Genomic DNA, 15561 nt, shown 5'->3' on the forward strand with positions numbered 1-15561 from the left:
TGCCCGCATCACCCGCGCGGGCGACGGCGGCGGGTACCCCGACTCCTTCGGCTCCCGCGGCTGCGGATCCGGCAACCGGCCGCCCAGCAATGGCGGGTTGGGGCTCTCCTCATACATGGGGGCGTGCACTTCCTGCGTGTTCTCCCTCATGTTCCTCATGTTCCGATACTGCCCCGGAACTGCCACAACCAAGTGGCAACAACTGTCACTCCAGCCCCATGGCACGCTAAGAATGCGTATGGGTTCGGCCCATGCACTGGTGGGACAACGGGGGAGAGTGAACGGGGAACATGGGCGATGACCGGCTCAGGGCCAGCCATAAGGAACTGACCGATCTGGCCTCCGACCTCCGCTCGATGGGGCGTTACCTCAGGCAGAAAGCCAACCATCTCAATGAGTTGGTCGAATCCGTGGACAGCGGCTGGCAGAGCGCGGCGGCGAGCTCCTACAAACAGCTCCAGGCCGATGTCAACAAGGACATCGACCGCATCCGGGAAATGCTCTACATCATCGAGCAGGGCGTCGAAATGAGTCGCGACGGCTTCACGGGCCAGGATCTCGAGATCATGCGGAGCTTCCGCCGGCTCCAGTCATCGGCGGACGGCGAACGGCAACTCCTCGCCCGAGCCGACGCGGAAGCGAATGCGGATGCGGACACCGCCCAATCCACCGCGCCCGCAAGCAAGTTGGACATGTACTAATCGGGGGAAAACATGGCGGACGACGGCGCCATATCCGTGAAGTTCAGCAAACTCCACGAGATAACCACAGAGCTGGAGGACCTGCTCAAGGACCTCAACCAGAAGCTGGAAGACCTCTACGGCCGCACCGAGAAGGTCGTCCTCGGCTGGGAGGGCGAGGCCCGCGACACCTTTGTCGAGGCACTCGACACCTGGGACAAAGCCATGCAGGACATGGAGGGCGCCCAGCGCTGGCTGCACAGCATGGTCGTCACCGGCCACGGCAATTACGCCGCCGCCCACCGCGCGGTGATGAACGGCTGGAGCGGTGGCCGATGACCACCCCGCCCTCGGCCCCTCCCGCCAACGGCAATATCGACGTCAAGCCCGAGAACCTCTATGGCGTCTCCACGCAGATAGCCATGGAACAGGGCATGCTCGACAAGGCGGCCACCCAGTTCCTCAAGGACCTCAACGGCCAGGCCAATGTCGGCGGCGCGGGCAGCGCCGTCGAGGCGGTGAACACGGCCTACCGGGATGTCGGCGAAAAGGTCATGCAGGTCTGGGCAAAGGCCGTGGAGGGCGTGGGCGGCGCGGCCGTCGGCTTCACCGTCACGGCCAATCAGTACGCCACCGCGGACGCGGCCTCGAACCCGCAGCACCAAGGGCCCGCCCCGACCCGGCCGTTGCCGCATGTCATCTGGAGCGCGCCGTCCTATGGCAAGGTGCCCAACCTCAAATGGAACGGCGTTGTCGATGACGGCGCGGACGGCCTTCTCGATGACATCCTCAATGGCGTGGACAAGGCCCTGGAAGCGATCCTGCGGCCGATCGTCCATCACGCACTCCGCTGGGGCAAGGCCGCCGATATCCTGCCGCTCCCCGACTATCAGGCGATCCAGAAAATCTCGGACGCCTGGCAGAATCCGGTAACGGCACTGGGCCAGACCGATGGCACCCTCACCGGTCAGCTGGGCACCATCACCAACCAGAGCAATGCCGAGTGGTACGGCGCCATGCGCTCCTTCTGCAGCGCGGTCTGGGGCACCGCCCCCTGGGGCAAGTCACGCGAGGGCTACCAGTGGGCCCACGACACCAACCAGGCCACCAGCAACCATCCGGCGCTCGCGGTGGTGATCGACACCTGTGACACGGTGAGCAGCGTGCTGCACGACTTCGCCGAGGCCGCATATGAAATGCGCAAGGAAGTCCACCGGATCTATGTGAAAGCCGTTGAAGAGGCCATCGGCAAGCTCAAGTTCGACGCGAATATCCTGGACGATCTGAAGACCCTGGCCAAGGGCGCGCTCAAGACGGCGAAGCAGCTGGGGATGGGAATCACGCTCCACCTGGACGAGGGCGCCATCAACGCGGCGGTCTCCACCTATGAGGGCAAGCTCCATGCACTGGTGCCCCGACTGGAGGCGCACAAGGCCCCGTTGGACGAGGCATTCAGATGCATGCCGAAGTTCGAGGCCGAGGAGGCACGGGCCGAGGGGTTCGGCGCCCGTGCGCTCGTCCAGTTCAAGCATGAGCGCAAGTTCACGCACCCCGGGGACACGGCCAAGGGCATCTACCGGATCGACCTGGCGAGCGATGAGAACCTCGACGGCGGGCACACCCTCGACAAGCATGTGGGCAAAACCGATGAGCAACTGGCGCAGCGGCTGCGCGATCAGGGCGATCCCCCGACCCAGACCTGGCCGTACGGGAAGCCGAAGATCGGCGCCTCCTCGGCGTTCGACGACATGGAAGCGGCCCAGCGGCTCACCCAGTACAACATCGACCAGAATTCCAGCGGGATCAAGGCGTGGCTGGACGGCCCACCGCCGCCGCAGGCCGGGGACAAAAAGGATTTCGCCGCCGATGCGCCCAACAATGAATACAGTGGCCGCACCGTCACCAAGCAGCCGAACGCGGTGAACAACTCCGGCTACAAGACGGACGGAGTGAATGCCCAGGCGATACCGACCAAGGGAATCAAGACCGTTCTCAAATACGACCCCAACCTGGACCCCCCGTTTGTCGTCCTCACTTCCATGCCCGAACTGAACGGAAAGGAGTAGCGTGCCCGCCTCCCCTTCCCCTGTCCCCTCCCCCGGCCGTGACCAGTGGTGCACGGCCGTGACCCGCCTCTTCGACGAGATCACCCCCTTTGTGCGTACCGGGCCGAGGAATCACCAGGACTGGCGCAAGGACGCCCTGGCCGTTTTCGCCCGTGAAGTGGACGACCCGCGCGGCTGGCTCAGCCTTGATATGCAGGACGCCCGTGACCAATACCCCGACGCCGGCGGGCCGTTCCCCTTCCGTCCGCTGACCGTCGATTTCCTCTCCGAACACCTCCACCCAGTGGAGTCGGAAGCCGCCGCGGAGCTTCTGGTGGTCATGCTCGATGACTGGTTCTCGGTGCGCGGCGTATGGAACTTCGAAGAGCGCAAGGAGCAACTGCTGGCTGACGCCCATACCGTTATCGCCCGCTATGGACCCGCCGTCCGCTGCTACACCTCTTCCCCGGCCGCCCGTACCACCAGCCGCCCCCACTTCCTCGATCCACGGAGCGAGAATTCCGGCTACAACTTCACCGGGCTCATCGGAGACGTGGGCCTGATTGCCGTAACCGATGACGAAGTCGGCGTCATCTGGGCGTTCAACTACCGCTGAGAGAAGTTCTTCCATGCTGACCCGATCCGCCACCTACCCCGACCGGGAAACCGCCCAGTGGTGCACCCAGCAAGTGGTCACCCGCAATGAGCAGGCCATCCACCGCTGGCTCGCCCAGGGCACCCGGCAGCGGCTGGCCATCGAGGCGTCCTGGCCCTCCCGGGAGGAACCGGTGGGGCGGGTGCTGCTCCAGAGCATGATGCTCGCCGGGCGCGAACCGGTGGACGTCCGTGCCGCCCGGGTGATCCTCCGGCGCGACCCGTCCCGACCGCACGGCTTCGCCGTGGCCGCCACCTTCCCGATCTATCTCTGAGGGCCCGCCCATGTCCCTGAAGCCGCTGGAACACGACCGCAAATACGGCGAGTTGGACCAGGTCCTCCGGGCCTACCTCGGGCAGGCCGCCGATGACACGGACGACACTCGTAGCGCCGCCCTGGACGCCTATCTGCGCCACACCTGGCACACCCGCCCCTGGGCCATCGCCATCGCCGAGCAGCAGCTCCGCGAGTACGCGGAGAACCCTCCGGGCCGACTCCGGCTCCGCCTGGGCGAGTTCTACCCCGTCCCCGATGTCGGGCTCCCCGACGAAGAGATCCAGGACTGGCTCCGCCGCCTGGCCGACCACCTGCGCCGGAGCCTGGAGAACGGCGACGTACCGCCCCCCGCCACCCCGCGGACCCACTGGGAGTGGCAGGCCCGTTTTCCCGAACTCGCCCAGTTCCTGGGCGGTTGGTTCTCCCAGGACATGCCGGATGAATTCCCCGACCACGACGCGGCCATGACGGATTACGCCCGGACCACCGACCCATCCCTGGTCGCCCGCCTCATCGGCGAACTGCACGAACTCCTCGCGCTCTCCCTGGAGGAGAGCGACTACGCCCTCGCCCTCGCCGAACTGGGCATGGAAGTGGACCCACCGGCCCCCTACGCCCCCAGCGCCTGGCTCGCCCTGCTCGCGGAGCGGCTGGAAGGCTGAGGGCTGCCGGGGCCCAGGGGCCGGGGCCCGGAACCCACAATCAGAAGGCCGCGTTTGCCAAGTGGAGACCGACGCGGAGCGTGACGGTCATGGAGACCGTGAACTACCTCTGGTGCCCCTCGGACCGGCATTCCTCCGGCAGCGGCGGAGGATGCGCGGCGGCCATCGTTGAACGGTCTGCCGGTGCGCTGAGCGCGTTGGACGCGCTAGGCGCGTTCGGCGCGTAGCAGCCGCCGGTAGCCCAGGACCTGCGCCAGGCCATGGGCGCCGGCGGCGAGCAGTATCGCGGCGATGCCGAGCGGGACGGGGGAAGCCGTTCCGGTGAGCGGGGTGGTGAGGAGCGCCAGGGCGAGGACGATGAGGGCAAGGGCATAGGCCAGCCAGGTCAACGCGCGGGCCGGGGCGCGCCATTGGGGAACGGACGCGGGGTCGGGGTCCAGAGTGGCCCAGGCGGTGGCCAGGTGACGCAGATAGCGCTCCCTGCGGAGGGTGAACCAGGTGGGGACGGCGCAGGCGGCCAGCAGGGCGGCGCCGAAGGCCAGATGGGGCCAGCCGGTGGCGTAGGCGAAGCTCACCCATGCCAGGACGTAACCGGAGGTCAGCATTGCGGACAGGGCCAGGCGGCGTGGCGAGAGCGCGCTGTGGGTGAGCGTCCGCAGGGCCCGGGCCCGGTCGGCGAGCAGCGCGGAGCGGTCCGGCCAGCTGCGCAGACCGGGTGGCGGGGGCGGTGGGGGCAGGATGGCGGAGGTCACGGAGGGGAACATTAGTCAGGTGGCTATCTCAACGGCTGAACGGTAACCGACGGTTTGCGGCAATGGAGCTCTGGGGCACCCCGCCCTCGTATGAGGATGTGCCGCCCGACCGCCACCCCGCGGACCCACGGGGAGTGGCAGGCCCGTTTTCCCGAACTCGCCCAGTTCCTGGGCGGCTGGTTCTCCCAGGACATGCCAGACGAATTCCCCGACCACGACGCGGCCATGACGGATTACGCCCGGACCACCGACCCATCCCTGGTCGCCCGCCTCACCGGCGAAAGTGGGCCGGGGGGCGGCGCGGGGTTCACGATCCGAAGCTCGCGCCGGCGAAGTAGAGGCCGACGCAGAGCGTAGCCGTCATGGAGACCGTAAACTGCGTCTGGTGCCCCTGGGACCAGCGCTCCTCCGGCGGGTCCCCGTAGAGCACCCGGCGGTGGGCACGCTCGCGATACTCCCGCCCTCGGCCCACACACCCCAGGGCGGCGCCCGCGATCAGGGACGCGTACATCGGGAGGATCTGGGCCAGCGGCATGCCCTTGTGCAGCACGGACAGCCCGGCCATGGCACCCATCGCCAGCGGACAGAGGCCCATCCGGAGCTTCTCCTGGCGCTCCGGCATCATCGGCACCATGACGGCCAGGAAGGCCACGGTCACGATGGCGCAGACGGTCCACCAGAGGGACAGCGGGAGCAGCGGAGGTTGCATGGCGTTCATCGTAGATCGCCACCGGGACGGCATTCAGTGTCGGGTTTCCTTTGCGCCGGCGCCCCTTCTGAGCAAGGAAATCCGGCACCGAACGTCAGCGGGGCGGGCGGGGAGCGGCTGCGGCGAGTTCAGGGTGAGCCTGGTATTGAGTGCCGCTGCTCGTGGAGATCGCTGAAGTGCGTTCAGTCGAGGGAGACGAGAGGGATGACCATGCCGCCGTACACCAAGGGACTGCACCGGGTCGGGACGCACACCTACGCCTATCTTCAGCCGGACGGCTCCTGGGGGCTGTCCAACAGCGGGCTGGTGGTGGATGAGGGCGAAGGGCTGCTGGTGGACACGCTGTTCACCCTGGCGCTGACCGAGGAGCTGCGCAGCGCCATCGCGGCGCGGCTGCCGGGGGTGGAGATCACCACGGTGGTCAACACCCATGACGACGGTGACCACACCTTCGGCAACCAGCTCTTCGCGGACCGGACGATCATCGGCAGTGCAGCCATGGCCGCGCATCTTGCCGCCTCGCCCTCGGCCGACTACTTCCGCGCGCTTATCGAGCGGGCGGTGGGGGGTGAGGCGCCGGGTGCGCTGGAAACGTTCGTACGGGAGCGCATGGGCTCCTTTGATCTGTCGGGGATCGAGATGACGCCGCCCAACTCGACCTTCGCCGGGCGGAGGGAGGTGGGGGTCGGGCGGCAGCGGGTTCACCTGATACAGGTGGGGCCCGCGCATACCGAAGGTGACGTACTCGTGGAAGTTCCGGCGGACGGTGTGCTGTTCACCGGGGACATCCTTTTCGCGGGCAGTCATCCGGTGATTCACAGCGGCCCGGTGGGCCGGTGGATCGAGGCGTGTGAGCTGATCGAGGGGATGGCAGTGGAGACCGTGGTGCCGGGGCATGGGCCGGTCACGGGGAAGCCGGCGGTGCGCCGGTTGCGGGGGTATCTGGAGCGGGTGGCCGAGCATGCGGAGCGCGGGCTGCGAGCCGGGTTGAGCGTCAGCGAGGCCGCGGGGCGGTTTCCGCTGGAGGAGTACGCGGACTGGACCGATCCGGAGCGGATTGTGCTCAATATTGGCGCGGTGTACCGGGAACTGGGGGCGGAGGATGGGGACTTCGCCGAGTTGTTTGTGCAGACCGCGGAGTTCTGGGCGGGGCGGCGGTGATGCCGCCGGTACCGCCGCGTACCTCGCTTGCACCACGCGAGGTGGCGCGGGAGGCCACGATCGGGGACGGGACGTGGGAGGTGCCGGCCTCGCACCACAGCAGGCATCAGCTGCTCGAACTCATTTGTCTCGCGGGGGTGTTCCGGATTCCGGCGGGCATGCTGAACAGCTGCCGGGCGCCGTTGGACGGGCCGCGATAGCAGGCTCCAAGAGCCTGCCTTTACCTGGCTGGGGTAGGTTGACCTGCCTTGTTCCCGTACGGAGGAGAGAGAAGACGTGCGCAAGGCAGCACAGATCACGGGGGCGGCGGTCATCGCCGCTGTGCTGATGACGGGTTGCAGCAAGAGCAGTGACGGCGGCGACAAGAAGGCGGACGGCTCGGCGTCGGCCAGCGCGCAGCCGGCCCAGCAGCAGCCGAGCAGCCAGGCCCCGGCTCAGGACAAGAGCACCGATTTCAATATCGCTGACCTCAAGGGCGCTTGGGCCAAGGGCAAGCTGCTGGACAACAGCCTGGTCATCGTGTCCATTTCGGGCAATTACGCCGCGGTGAGCGCCGGGAAGGAGGCCTGTTCCGGCAAGCTGGCGGAGACCAGGCCGATCACCATGGACCTCAAGTGCCAGCCCGCCGGCGGTGAGTACAGCAAGGGCACCATCAAGCGCTACGACGGTAAGTCGATCACCGTCGCCTGGGCTTCCGGCAAGGAGGACGTCCTGGAGAAGAAGGTGTCGGACGGCAAGCCGGTCAACGGGCTGCCGGTGCACTGAGCGCGCTGGGCGCGCTGGCGCGCGTTTGGCGCGTTGGGTGCGTAGCAGCCGCCGGTGGCCCGGGACCTGCGTCAGTCCATGGGCGCCGGCGGCGAGCGGCGGCGCGGCCGCGGGGCGGGGGCGGGTGCGGGCCGTATGTGGCTGGTCGCGCAGTTCCCCGCGCCCCTGACGGGGCGGGGTGCCGACGGCTCAGGTCGCCGTGGGGCGGGAAGCCTGGCTTTCGCGGCGTAGGCGGCGTCGGTGGTGGAGGGGCTTGCCGGCGCTGTGGGTGGCGGCGAGGAGGAAGGCGGGGGTGCCGCCCAGGTCTGTTGGCGAGCCGGTGGCCAGGGCCGCGGCCAGGGCGCAGAAGGCGGCCGAGCCGGCCGCCCAGGCCAGGGTGTGGAGGGGGCAGGACCAGCGCCGTACCGAGGCCGGGTCGTGGTCCAAGTCCTGCCAGAGGGTGAGGAGTTGGCGCAGCTGTCGGTCGCGGCGGTGGGTGAGGGCGGCGCTGCCGGCGGCGCCGGTCAGGAAGAGGACGCCGAGGAAGAGCCAGGGGACGTAGGACCGCCAGCCCTGTTGGTCCAGGTAGTGCCGGGTTCCGGTGGCGCACAGGTACCAGGCCAGGGTGAGCCAGCAGGCCAGGAAGGCGACCATCAGCAGCTCACGGAGGGACAGCGCGACGCGGGTGCCCTCGCGGAGGGCGCGGGCGCGGTCGGCGAGCAGCGCCTGGCGGTCGGGCCAGGCGCGGATCTCCGGGGGCGGTGGGGGTGGCGGCAGGGGCAGGCGCTTTATGGGGCTCATGGAGCTTATGGGGCTACGGGCTTATGGGGCTACGGGCTTATGGGGTCAGGAGTAGAGGTTGTCCTTGCTCAGCTCGTGGAAGTGGTCGTGGTCGTGGCCATGGCCATGCGCGTGGTCATGGTCGTGGTCGTGGCCGGGGACGTGGGGGTCGGTGACCGGGAGGGAGGAGTCCGCGGAGAGGTCCCAGGAGGAGGCGGCGCGGCCGCGGGCGACCATTTCGGCGCCCAGGGCGGCGACCATGGCGCCGTTGTCGGTGCACAGCTTGGGACGCGGGACGCGCAGCGTTATGCCCGCGTCCTCACAGCGGCGTTCGGCCATGGCGCGCAGCCGGGTGTTGGCGGCCACTCCGCCGCCGATCATCAGGTGCTCCACTCCATGGTCCTTGCAGGCGCGGACGGCCTTGCGGGTGAGGACGTCCACCACGGCCTCCTGGAAGGAGGCGGCCACATCGGCGACGGGGACGTTCTCCCCGGCGGCCCGCTTGGCCTCGATCCAGCGGGCGACGGCGGTCTTCAGGCCGGAGAAGGAGAAGTCGTAGACGGGGTCGCGGGGGCCGGTCAGGCCGCGCGGGAAGCGGATGGCGTCCGGGTCGCCCTCGCGGGCGTAGCGGTCGATCACCGGGCCGCCGGGGAAGCCCAGATTGAGCACTCGGGCGATCTTGTCGAAGGCCTCGCCCGCGGCGTCGTCGATGGTGGAGCCGAGGGGGCGGACGTCGGAGGTGATGTCCGGGGCGAGGAGCAGGGAGGAGTGGCCGCCGGAGACCAGGAGGGCCATGGTGGGCTCGGGGAGGGCGCCGTGCTCCAGCTGGTCCACGCAGATGTGCGAGGCCAGGTGGTTGACGCCGTAGAGCGGCTTGCCCAGCGCGTAGGCGTACGCCTTGGCGGCCGAGACGCCGACCAGCAGGGCGCCGGCCAGGCCGGGGCCCGCGGTGACCGCGATGCCGTCCAGGTCGGAGGCGGCGACGCCGGCCTCCTTCAGGGCGCGCTGGATGGTGGGGACCATCGCCTCCAGATGGGCACGGGAGGCGACCTCGGGGACCACTCCGCCGAAGCGGGCGTGCTCATCGACACTGGAGGCGACCGCGTCGGCAAGCAGGGTGTGGCCGCGGACGATGCCGACGCCGGTCTCGTCGCAGGAGGTCTCGATGCCGAGGACGAGCGGTTCGTCAGCCTTGCGAGTCATGGGGCATTCCTTGCTGGTTGTCCGGGTGGACGAGGGTCAGACGCATTACCAGCGCATCGACGTTGCCGGGCTGGTAGTAGCCGCGGCGGATGCCGACGGGCTCGAAACCGAAGCGCTCGTAGAGGCGTTGGGCGCGGGTGTTGTCCACGCGCACTTCCAGGAGCACCTCGCGGCACTCGAAGTCGGTTGCCGCGGTGAGGAGTTCGCCCAGCAGCCGGGAGCCCAGGCCGGTGCTCCAGTGCTCGAAGGCGACGGCGATGGTCTGGACATCGCCGGTGCCGTCCACCGCGGCCAGGCCGGCGTAGCCGACCACCCGGTCGGTGTCGTCCACGGCCACCAGATAGCGGCGGTTGGCCCCGGCGCCCCGGGCGTGGGCGAGTTCGGACCAGAACAGGCCCTTGGACCAGGCGTCGTCGGGGAACAGCGCGCGTTCCAGATCCAGTACCGGCGCGATGTCCCACCAGCGCATCTCCCGGATGCGCACCTTCTCGGCGGTCGCGTCCACGGTGCTCACTTGGGGGTGACCACCTTGTAGTTGGCCGGTACCTGGGCGTCCGGGCGGCGCAGATACAGCGGCCGGCCGGGCAGGAACTCGCCGCCGCCGCGCAGCTTCTCCACGGCCAGCGCGGCCAGGGCGGCGGCCGACTGGTGCTGGGGGAGGTCGGCGCGTACGTCCGAGAAGGCGTCGGCGTAGAGCACCGCGCCCGCGCCCACCGCGGTCAGCCCGGCCAGCGGCTCGGTGAGGTCGCCGGGGCGGTCCACGGCGGGCTCGGTGATCCGGGTGCGGGGGTCGGCGTACCTGGCCCAGTACACCTCCTTGCGGCGGGCGTCGGTGGCCACCACGAACTCGCCGGTCAGGCCCGCCTGGCCGGCGGCATAGGCAATGCCGTCCAGGCTGCACAGGCTGTGCACGGGGATGGAGAGGGCGGCGCCGAAGGTGGCGGCGGTGACGATGCCGACCCGCAGGCCGGTGTACGGGCCGGGGCCCACGCCGGTGACGATGCCGGTCAGGTCCTTCAGTGTGCGGCCGGCCTCGGCGAGCACCCGGTCCACGGCGGGCAGCAGCAGCTCGCCGTGCCGGCGTGCGTCCACCTGGTGTGACTCGGCGAGCACGGACTCTCCGTCGTGCAGGGCGACGGTGACGGCAGGGGTTGCGGTATCAAGAGCGAGCAGCAGCACAGTGACAAGCCTACGGCGCGCGATGGGGCGGACGGTGCGCGCGTCCGCTGCTCCCGGGGGCCCTCCGGGGGCGCGATGGGAGCGCGTCGCGGGGGGTGCCGTGGGTGCTACGGTCAGCCGGGGGCCGGATGCCGTGCGGCTGGGCTGCCTGGGTTGGCTGGATCGGTTGGTCGGCTGGGTCGGCTGGGTCGGCTGCCGGCCGTATCGGCCCTATACAGGCGGTATACCGGCCCGTACACAGGACGAAAGGGTGCGCAGGGTGGCACGCAACAGCTCGGGTGTGGTTGTGGCCGGGCTCACCGCCGGTGCGCTGGCGGTGGTCGGATTCCTCGCCTACCAGGCATCGGCGGCCAACGACAAGCCGGTCCGGCCGGCCCACGCCTCCTCCTCGCCCTCGGCCCAGCCCTCGGGCAAGGGCAAGGACGACAAGGCCAAGGGCCCGGAGACGGACAAGGCGGCGCCGCCGGCCGGGTCGGGGACCGGGAAGCGGGTCGTCTATGCGCTGGGCCAGAAGCGGGTGTGGCTGGTGGGAGCGGACGAGAAGACGGCGCGCTCCTTCGCCGTGGCGCCCAGCTCGGTCAGCCCGGCGCCCGGCACGTACTCGGTGACCTCGCGCAGCCCCACCGGCACCGGCTCGGACGGGGTACCGATCGAGCATGTGGTGCGGTTCGGGCGGGACGCCACGGGGGTGGTCTTCGGCTTCAGCGCGGCGGTGGACGGGTCCTCGCCGGATCCGAGTTCGCCGAAGAAGACGGGGGCCATCCGGGAGACTCCGGCGGATGGGCGGGCGATGTGGGAGTTCGCCACGCGGGATACGAAGATCGTGGTGGTTCGCTGATCGCCCTGGGGGGCGCTGGGCTGCTCAGGCGGCGCGGTGCGCGGTGCTTCGGCGTTCGGCGCTTCCGCGCTCCGGTGCGGGGTCGTCCTCGGCGGGCTCGGGCGGCTGCGGCGCCGGCGGCTTGGAGACCGCGTCCGCGGCGGCGCAGGACGCGAGGAGGTCGCGCATCGAGGGGGTCCGCTCCTCGGAGCGGTCCGGCACGGCGGCAGGCTCGGGTGCCGACATGGGTGCCTCCTGAGGCAGATGGGCAAGGTTAGGTAGACCTAACCGTGTCTCTGCCTTCCATGTGACCACGGCCGGGCGGGCGCGCGCAACATCTTGCCGACAGCTTGTCGGTTAGTGTCCGAGGGCCGCCAGGTCGGTGTCCGCCCAGCGGGCGCCATAGCCGGTGAGGGTGACGGTACGGACGTCATCGGCGTCCTCGTCCTGGGGCGCCGCGTCGCCCACCGACCGGGAGATGAACACTCGCAGGCGGTCCTCGGAGAGCTCCTCGACCTTGCCGTCGCCCCACTCCACGACGATGACCGACTCGGGCAGCGAGACGTCCAGGTCCAGGTCCTCCATCTCGTCCAGGCCGCCGGAGAGGCGGTAGGCGTCCACATGGACCAGGGCCGGGCCGCCGGAGAGGGAGGGGTGCACCCGGGCGATCACAAAGGTCGGCGAGGTCACCGCGCCGCGTACGCCCAGACCCTCGCCGAGGCCACGGGTCAGCGTGGTCTTGCCCGCGCCCAGCTCGCCGGAGAGGAGGACCAGGTCGCCGGGGCGCAGCAGGGCGGCCAGGCGGCGGCCCAGTTCGCGCATCTCCTCGGCGGTCTTGATGGTCAGTGCGGTGGGGGTACCGGGGGTTTGAAGCGGGGCGTTCATACCGATCGATGGTACGGGGCGGGGTGTCTGCGGGTGCGGGGTGTTTTGGGCGGGCGGGGTTCCGGCCCGCATCTGCCTATGTCCCTGGCCGTTCGGCCGCGGGCCGTGGCTGGTCGGCCGCAGGCCGTGGCTGGTTGCTCGCGCAGTTCCCCGCGCCCCTGAGGGTTCCGGTTGTGGGCAGTCGTTCCGCAGGGCGATGGGGGCGCCCCCCGGCAGGGGGCTGGGGGAGGGTCGGCACAACCGGCCACCGGGCCGCACTCGGTGATGAAACGGCGTCTGCCGACGACCCTCGCCGTTCGGCCGCAGGCCGTGCGTGGCTGCTCGCGCAGTTCCCCGCGCCCCTGAGAGGGCGCACCCGACGAAGCAAGGGCGTCTGCCCAGGGCCCTGGCCGGGCGGCCGCAGGCCGTGCGTGGCTGCTCGCGCAGTTCCCCGCGCCCCTGAGAGGGCGCACCCGACGAAGCAAGGGCGTCTGCCGAGGACCCTCGCCGTTCGGCCGCGGGCCGTGCGTGGCTGGTCGCGCAGTTCCCCGCGCCCCTGAGGAGGCGCACCCGACGAAGCAAGGGCGTCTGCCCAGGGCCCTGGCCGGGCGGCCGCGGGCCGTGGGGGTTGCTCGCGCAGTTCCCCGCGCCCCTGGCGGGGCGCCGCCCTACGGGGCGTCGGCGGTGTGGGGGTGGGGGTTGGTCAGGGCACCGGCCGCGGTCAGGAGGGAGCGGAGGCGGTCCTCGATCAGGGTGGGGGTTTCCAGGAGGAGGAGATGACCCGCACCGGGGATCAGGACCAGCTCCGCGTCCGGCAGCGCGGCGGCGATGACCTCGCTGTGGGCAGCGGGGATGACCAGGTCCTTGTCGCCCGCGGCCACCAGCACCGGCACGCCCGCGAACGCGCCCAGCGCCGCGCTCTTGTCGTGGCCGGCCAGTGCCGGGTAGAACTCGGCGACCACATCCACCGGGGTGGACTCCAGCAGCCGTTCGCCGAACCGGGCCACCGCCGGGTCGATGTCCCGGGAGCCGAAGGAGTAGCGGCGGTAGATCCCGGCCAGCAGCTCCGCCCCGGCCCGGCGGCCCTTCTCCACCAGCTCCGGCTGGGCGGTCATCAGCTTGAACGCGCCGGGCAGCACCCGCCGTACCACGCTCATCCCCACCGTCGGCAGACCGAAGGTCAGCTCGCCCAGCCGGCCGGAGGAGGTGGCCAGGAAGGCCGCCCCCAGCACCCGGTCGCTGATCAGCTCCGGGTACTGGGCGGCCAGCGCCATCTGTGTCATACCGCCCATGGAGTGCCCCACCAGCACCAGCGGCCCCCGGGGCGCGGCGGCCTCGATGACCGTTCTGAGGTCGCGGCCCAGCAGGTCGATGGAGGGCTCGCTCGCGCTGCGCCCGGAGCGGCCATGGCTGCGCTGGTCCCAGAAGACCATGCGGACCGCGCCGCGCAGGGCCGCGCGCTGGAAGTGCCAGGCGTCCTGGTTGAGACAGTAACCATGGCTGAAAACCACGGTGACCGGTGGTGCGGGGCGGCGGCCGAAGAGCCGCGCCCGGCGCTCCGGACCGGCCTGGTCCACCTCGTCGATCTCGTAGTAGAGCTCGGTGCCGTCCTCGGCCCGGACCTTGCCCGGGGTGCCGCGCAGCGTCCCGTAGGGGCCGGCCGAGTCCAGCGCCAGCCGCGCCTTGCGGCGCATCCCACGGCCCACGGTCAGCCGTTCGGCCACCACACCGGCCGCCGCTCCCGCGGCGACCACGCCCACCGCGGCGCCGGCCAGCGCCGCACCGCGCAGCCAGCCGCTCGCCCCGCCGCCCGTCACCCTGCCCGCACTGTCACCCTCGCTCATCGCCGGCCCCCCGTATCGGTGTACTGGTGCTCGTCGTCCAGGTGCTCGTCCTCACCAACGTAGACGCGGGGCACCCGGTCGGAGATGCGTGTGACCACTTCGTAAGCGATGGTTCCGGTCGCTCTGGCCCAGTCCTCGGCAGTGGGCTCGCCCCGGTCGCCGGGGCCGAAGAGCACCGCCTCGTCGCCGGGCTCGGCGCTGTCGCCGCCCAGGTCCACCACGAACTGGTCCATGGCCACCCGGCCGGCCACGGTGCGCCACTTGCCGCCGATCAGCACCGGGCCGGCACCCGATCCGGAGCGCGGGATTCCGTCGGCGTAGCCGACCGGGACCAGGGCCAGGGTGGTCTCCCCCGGGGTGACATAGCGGTGCCCGTAGGAGACGCCGTGCCCGCCCGGCACCCGCTTGACCGAGGCCAGGGTGGCGGACAGCGTCATCACCGGCCGCAGGCCGAGGTCGGCGGGGCTGCCCAGCACCGGGTCCGGCGAGATGCCGTACATGGCGATACCGGTACGCACCAGGTCGAAGTGGGACTCGGGGAGGGTGAGGGTGGCCGGGGAGTTCGCGATATGCCGCACCTCCGGACGAATGCCCTGCCGCTCCGCGTACGACACCGCGTCCCGGAAGACGGCCAGCTGGGCCTGGATGGAGGGGTGCCCCGGCTCATCGGCGCAGGCGAAGTGCGACCAGATGCCGGTGACGCGGACGGTGCCCGCGTCCTCGGCGGCGCGGGCGGCGGCTATCAGCCGCTCCCAGTCGCCCGGGGCGCAGCCGTTGCGGCCCAGGCCGGTGTCTATCTTCAGCTGGATCCTGGCGGTACGGCCGGCCGCGCGGGCCGCCGCGGAGACCTCCTCAAGCGCCCAGAGCCCGCTGACCGAGCAGTCGATGTCCGCCTCCACGGCCTCCCGCCAGGGGCCGCCCGGCGTCCACAGCCAGCACATCAGCCGCCCGCGGTCGCCCGCGGCACGCAGCGCCAGCGCCTCCTGCGGAAGAGCCGTACCCACCCAGCCGGCCCCGGCCTGCCGGGCCGCCCGGGCACAGCGGATCGCGCCATGGCCATAGCCATTGGCCTTGACCACGGCCATCAGCTGCGACCGGGGCGCACGCGCCCGAAGGGCACGCACATTGGCGCGCAGGGCGGCCAGGTCGATCTGGGCACGGACACGCATCGCTGTCTCACTCATCCCCGC

At 70.6% G+C, this 15561-nt stretch carries 19 protein-coding genes and 1 pseudogene; 10 read left to right on the forward strand and 10 right to left on the reverse strand.

All coding sequences use genetic code 11. The features are described from left to right. The first annotated feature begins 290 nt into the window (after positions 1-290). From CV755_RS20780 to CV755_RS20805, 6 genes are read left to right on the forward strand one after another with little or no spacing between them, the layout of a single operon-like run. Positions 291-701: a WXG100 family type VII secretion target gene (locus CV755_RS20780; protein WP_109281691.1), complete on the forward strand. Its 411-nt coding sequence runs from the start codon at positions 291-293 to the stop codon at positions 699-701. A 12-nt stretch (positions 702-713) separates the two neighbouring features. Next, positions 714-1019 (forward strand): WXG100 family type VII secretion target, encoded by a 306-nt coding sequence (locus CV755_RS20785; protein ID WP_109281692.1) that lies wholly within the window; start codon positions 714-716, stop codon positions 1017-1019. Then, the gene (locus tag CV755_RS20790) at positions 1016-2746 is read left to right on the forward strand and encodes an RNase A-like domain-containing protein (protein WP_109281693.1); all 1731 of its coding nucleotides are present in this window, start codon (positions 1016-1018) and stop codon (positions 2744-2746) included. The genes CV755_RS20785 and CV755_RS20790 overlap by 4 nt, the downstream gene beginning before the upstream one ends. A gap of 1 nt (position 2747) precedes the next feature. Beyond that, positions 2748-3341 carry a hypothetical protein gene (locus tag CV755_RS20795; protein WP_109281694.1) on the forward strand — a complete coding sequence of 198 codons (594 nt, stop codon included), beginning with the start codon at positions 2748-2750 and terminating at the stop codon, positions 3339-3341. Positions 3342-3354: 13 nt separating this feature from the next. Continuing rightward, entirely contained in the window at positions 3355-3654 is a 300-nt protein-coding gene (locus tag CV755_RS20800) for an RNase A-like domain-containing protein (RefSeq protein ID WP_109281695.1), read from the forward strand. 10 nt (positions 3655-3664) lie between these two features. Continuing rightward, positions 3665-4318 (forward strand): contact-dependent growth inhibition system immunity protein, encoded by a 654-nt coding sequence (locus CV755_RS20805; protein WP_109281696.1) that lies wholly within the window; start codon positions 3665-3667, stop codon positions 4316-4318. Positions 4319-4524: 206 nt separating this feature from the next. Here CV755_RS20805 and CV755_RS20810 read toward each other — a convergent pair whose 3' ends face one another. Next, complete coding sequence (locus tag CV755_RS20810) at positions 4525-5070, reverse strand: hypothetical protein (RefSeq protein WP_153068726.1); 546 nt, start codon at positions 5068-5070, stop codon at positions 4525-4527. Positions 5071-5175: 105 nt separating this feature from the next. Between CV755_RS20810 and CV755_RS20815 the strand changes: the two are divergent. Continuing rightward, positions 5176-5352, forward strand: a pseudogene (locus CV755_RS20815) (contact-dependent growth inhibition system immunity protein); the annotation flags it as partial. A gap of 25 nt (positions 5353-5377) precedes the next feature. Here CV755_RS20815 and CV755_RS20820 read toward each other — a convergent pair. Beyond that, on the reverse strand, positions 5378-5779 hold the full coding sequence (locus tag CV755_RS20820; RefSeq protein WP_153068728.1) for a hypothetical protein: 402 nt from the start codon (positions 5777-5779) through the stop codon (positions 5378-5380). Between the two features lie 204 nt (positions 5780-5983). Here CV755_RS20820 and CV755_RS20825 point away from each other — a divergent pair, with 204 nt between their 5' ends. Further along, positions 5984-6940, forward strand: a complete 957-nt coding sequence (locus CV755_RS20825) for an MBL fold metallo-hydrolase (RefSeq protein WP_109281700.1) — start codon at positions 5984-5986, stop codon at positions 6938-6940. Between the two features lie 276 nt (positions 6941-7216). Further along, positions 7217-7705, forward strand: coding sequence for a hypothetical protein (locus tag CV755_RS20830; protein ID WP_109281701.1), 489 nt, complete (start codon positions 7217-7219; stop codon positions 7703-7705). A 189-nt stretch (positions 7706-7894) separates the two neighbouring features. Here the strand turns inward: CV755_RS20830 and CV755_RS34965 are convergent, their stop codons facing one another. From CV755_RS34965 to tsaB, 4 genes are read right to left on the reverse strand one after another with little or no spacing between them, the layout of a single operon-like run. Beyond that, positions 7895-8485, reverse strand: a complete 591-nt coding sequence (locus tag CV755_RS34965) for a hypothetical protein (RefSeq protein ID WP_109281702.1) — start codon at positions 8483-8485, stop codon at positions 7895-7897. A gap of 45 nt (positions 8486-8530) precedes the next feature. After that, entirely contained in the window at positions 8531-9667 is a 1137-nt protein-coding gene (tsaD, locus tag CV755_RS20840; RefSeq protein ID WP_109281703.1) for a tRNA (adenosine(37)-N6)-threonylcarbamoyltransferase complex transferase subunit TsaD, read from the reverse strand. Beyond that, the gene (rimI, locus tag CV755_RS20845; RefSeq protein WP_109282010.1) at positions 9651-10136 is read right to left on the reverse strand and encodes a ribosomal protein S18-alanine N-acetyltransferase; all 486 of its coding nucleotides are present in this window, start codon (positions 10134-10136) and stop codon (positions 9651-9653) included. The genes tsaD and rimI overlap by 17 nt, the downstream gene beginning before the upstream one ends. 41 nt (positions 10137-10177) lie before the next feature. Further along, positions 10178-10846, reverse strand: a complete 669-nt coding sequence (gene tsaB, locus CV755_RS20850; protein WP_109281704.1) for a tRNA (adenosine(37)-N6)-threonylcarbamoyltransferase complex dimerization subunit type 1 TsaB — start codon at positions 10844-10846, stop codon at positions 10178-10180. A 259-nt stretch (positions 10847-11105) separates the two neighbouring features. On the opposite strand from tsaB, the gene CV755_RS20855 reads away from it, so the two are divergent. Continuing rightward, on the forward strand, positions 11106-11684 hold the full coding sequence (locus tag CV755_RS20855; RefSeq protein ID WP_109282011.1) for a hypothetical protein: 579 nt from the start codon (positions 11106-11108) through the stop codon (positions 11682-11684). A gap of 24 nt (positions 11685-11708) precedes the next feature. Here CV755_RS20855 and CV755_RS20860 read toward each other — a convergent pair whose 3' ends face one another. The 4 genes from CV755_RS20860 to alr all read right to left on the reverse strand — a co-directional run bounded on the left by CV755_RS20860 (position 11709) and on the right by alr (position 15555). Beyond that, positions 11709-11909: a hypothetical protein gene (locus CV755_RS20860; protein ID WP_109281705.1), complete on the reverse strand. Its 201-nt coding sequence runs from the start codon at positions 11907-11909 to the stop codon at positions 11709-11711. A gap of 111 nt (positions 11910-12020) precedes the next feature. After that, positions 12021-12548 carry a tRNA (adenosine(37)-N6)-threonylcarbamoyltransferase complex ATPase subunit type 1 TsaE gene (gene tsaE / locus CV755_RS20865; protein WP_109281706.1) on the reverse strand — a complete coding sequence of 176 codons (528 nt, stop codon included), beginning with the start codon at positions 12546-12548 and terminating at the stop codon, positions 12021-12023. A 647-nt stretch (positions 12549-13195) separates the two neighbouring features. Then, positions 13196-14371 carry an alpha/beta fold hydrolase gene (locus CV755_RS20870; protein ID WP_109281707.1) on the reverse strand — a complete coding sequence of 392 codons (1176 nt, stop codon included), beginning with the start codon at positions 14369-14371 and terminating at the stop codon, positions 13196-13198. Further along, complete coding sequence (alr, locus tag CV755_RS20875; RefSeq protein ID WP_109281708.1) at positions 14368-15555, reverse strand: alanine racemase; 1188 nt, start codon at positions 15553-15555, stop codon at positions 14368-14370. The genes CV755_RS20870 and alr overlap by 4 nt, the downstream gene beginning before the upstream one ends. Positions 15556-15561: the final 6 nt, after the last annotated feature.

The organism is Streptomyces orinoci (assembly GCF_003121295.1).
GTDB lineage: Bacteria > Actinomycetota > Actinomycetes > Streptomycetales > Streptomycetaceae > Streptomyces > Streptomyces orinoci.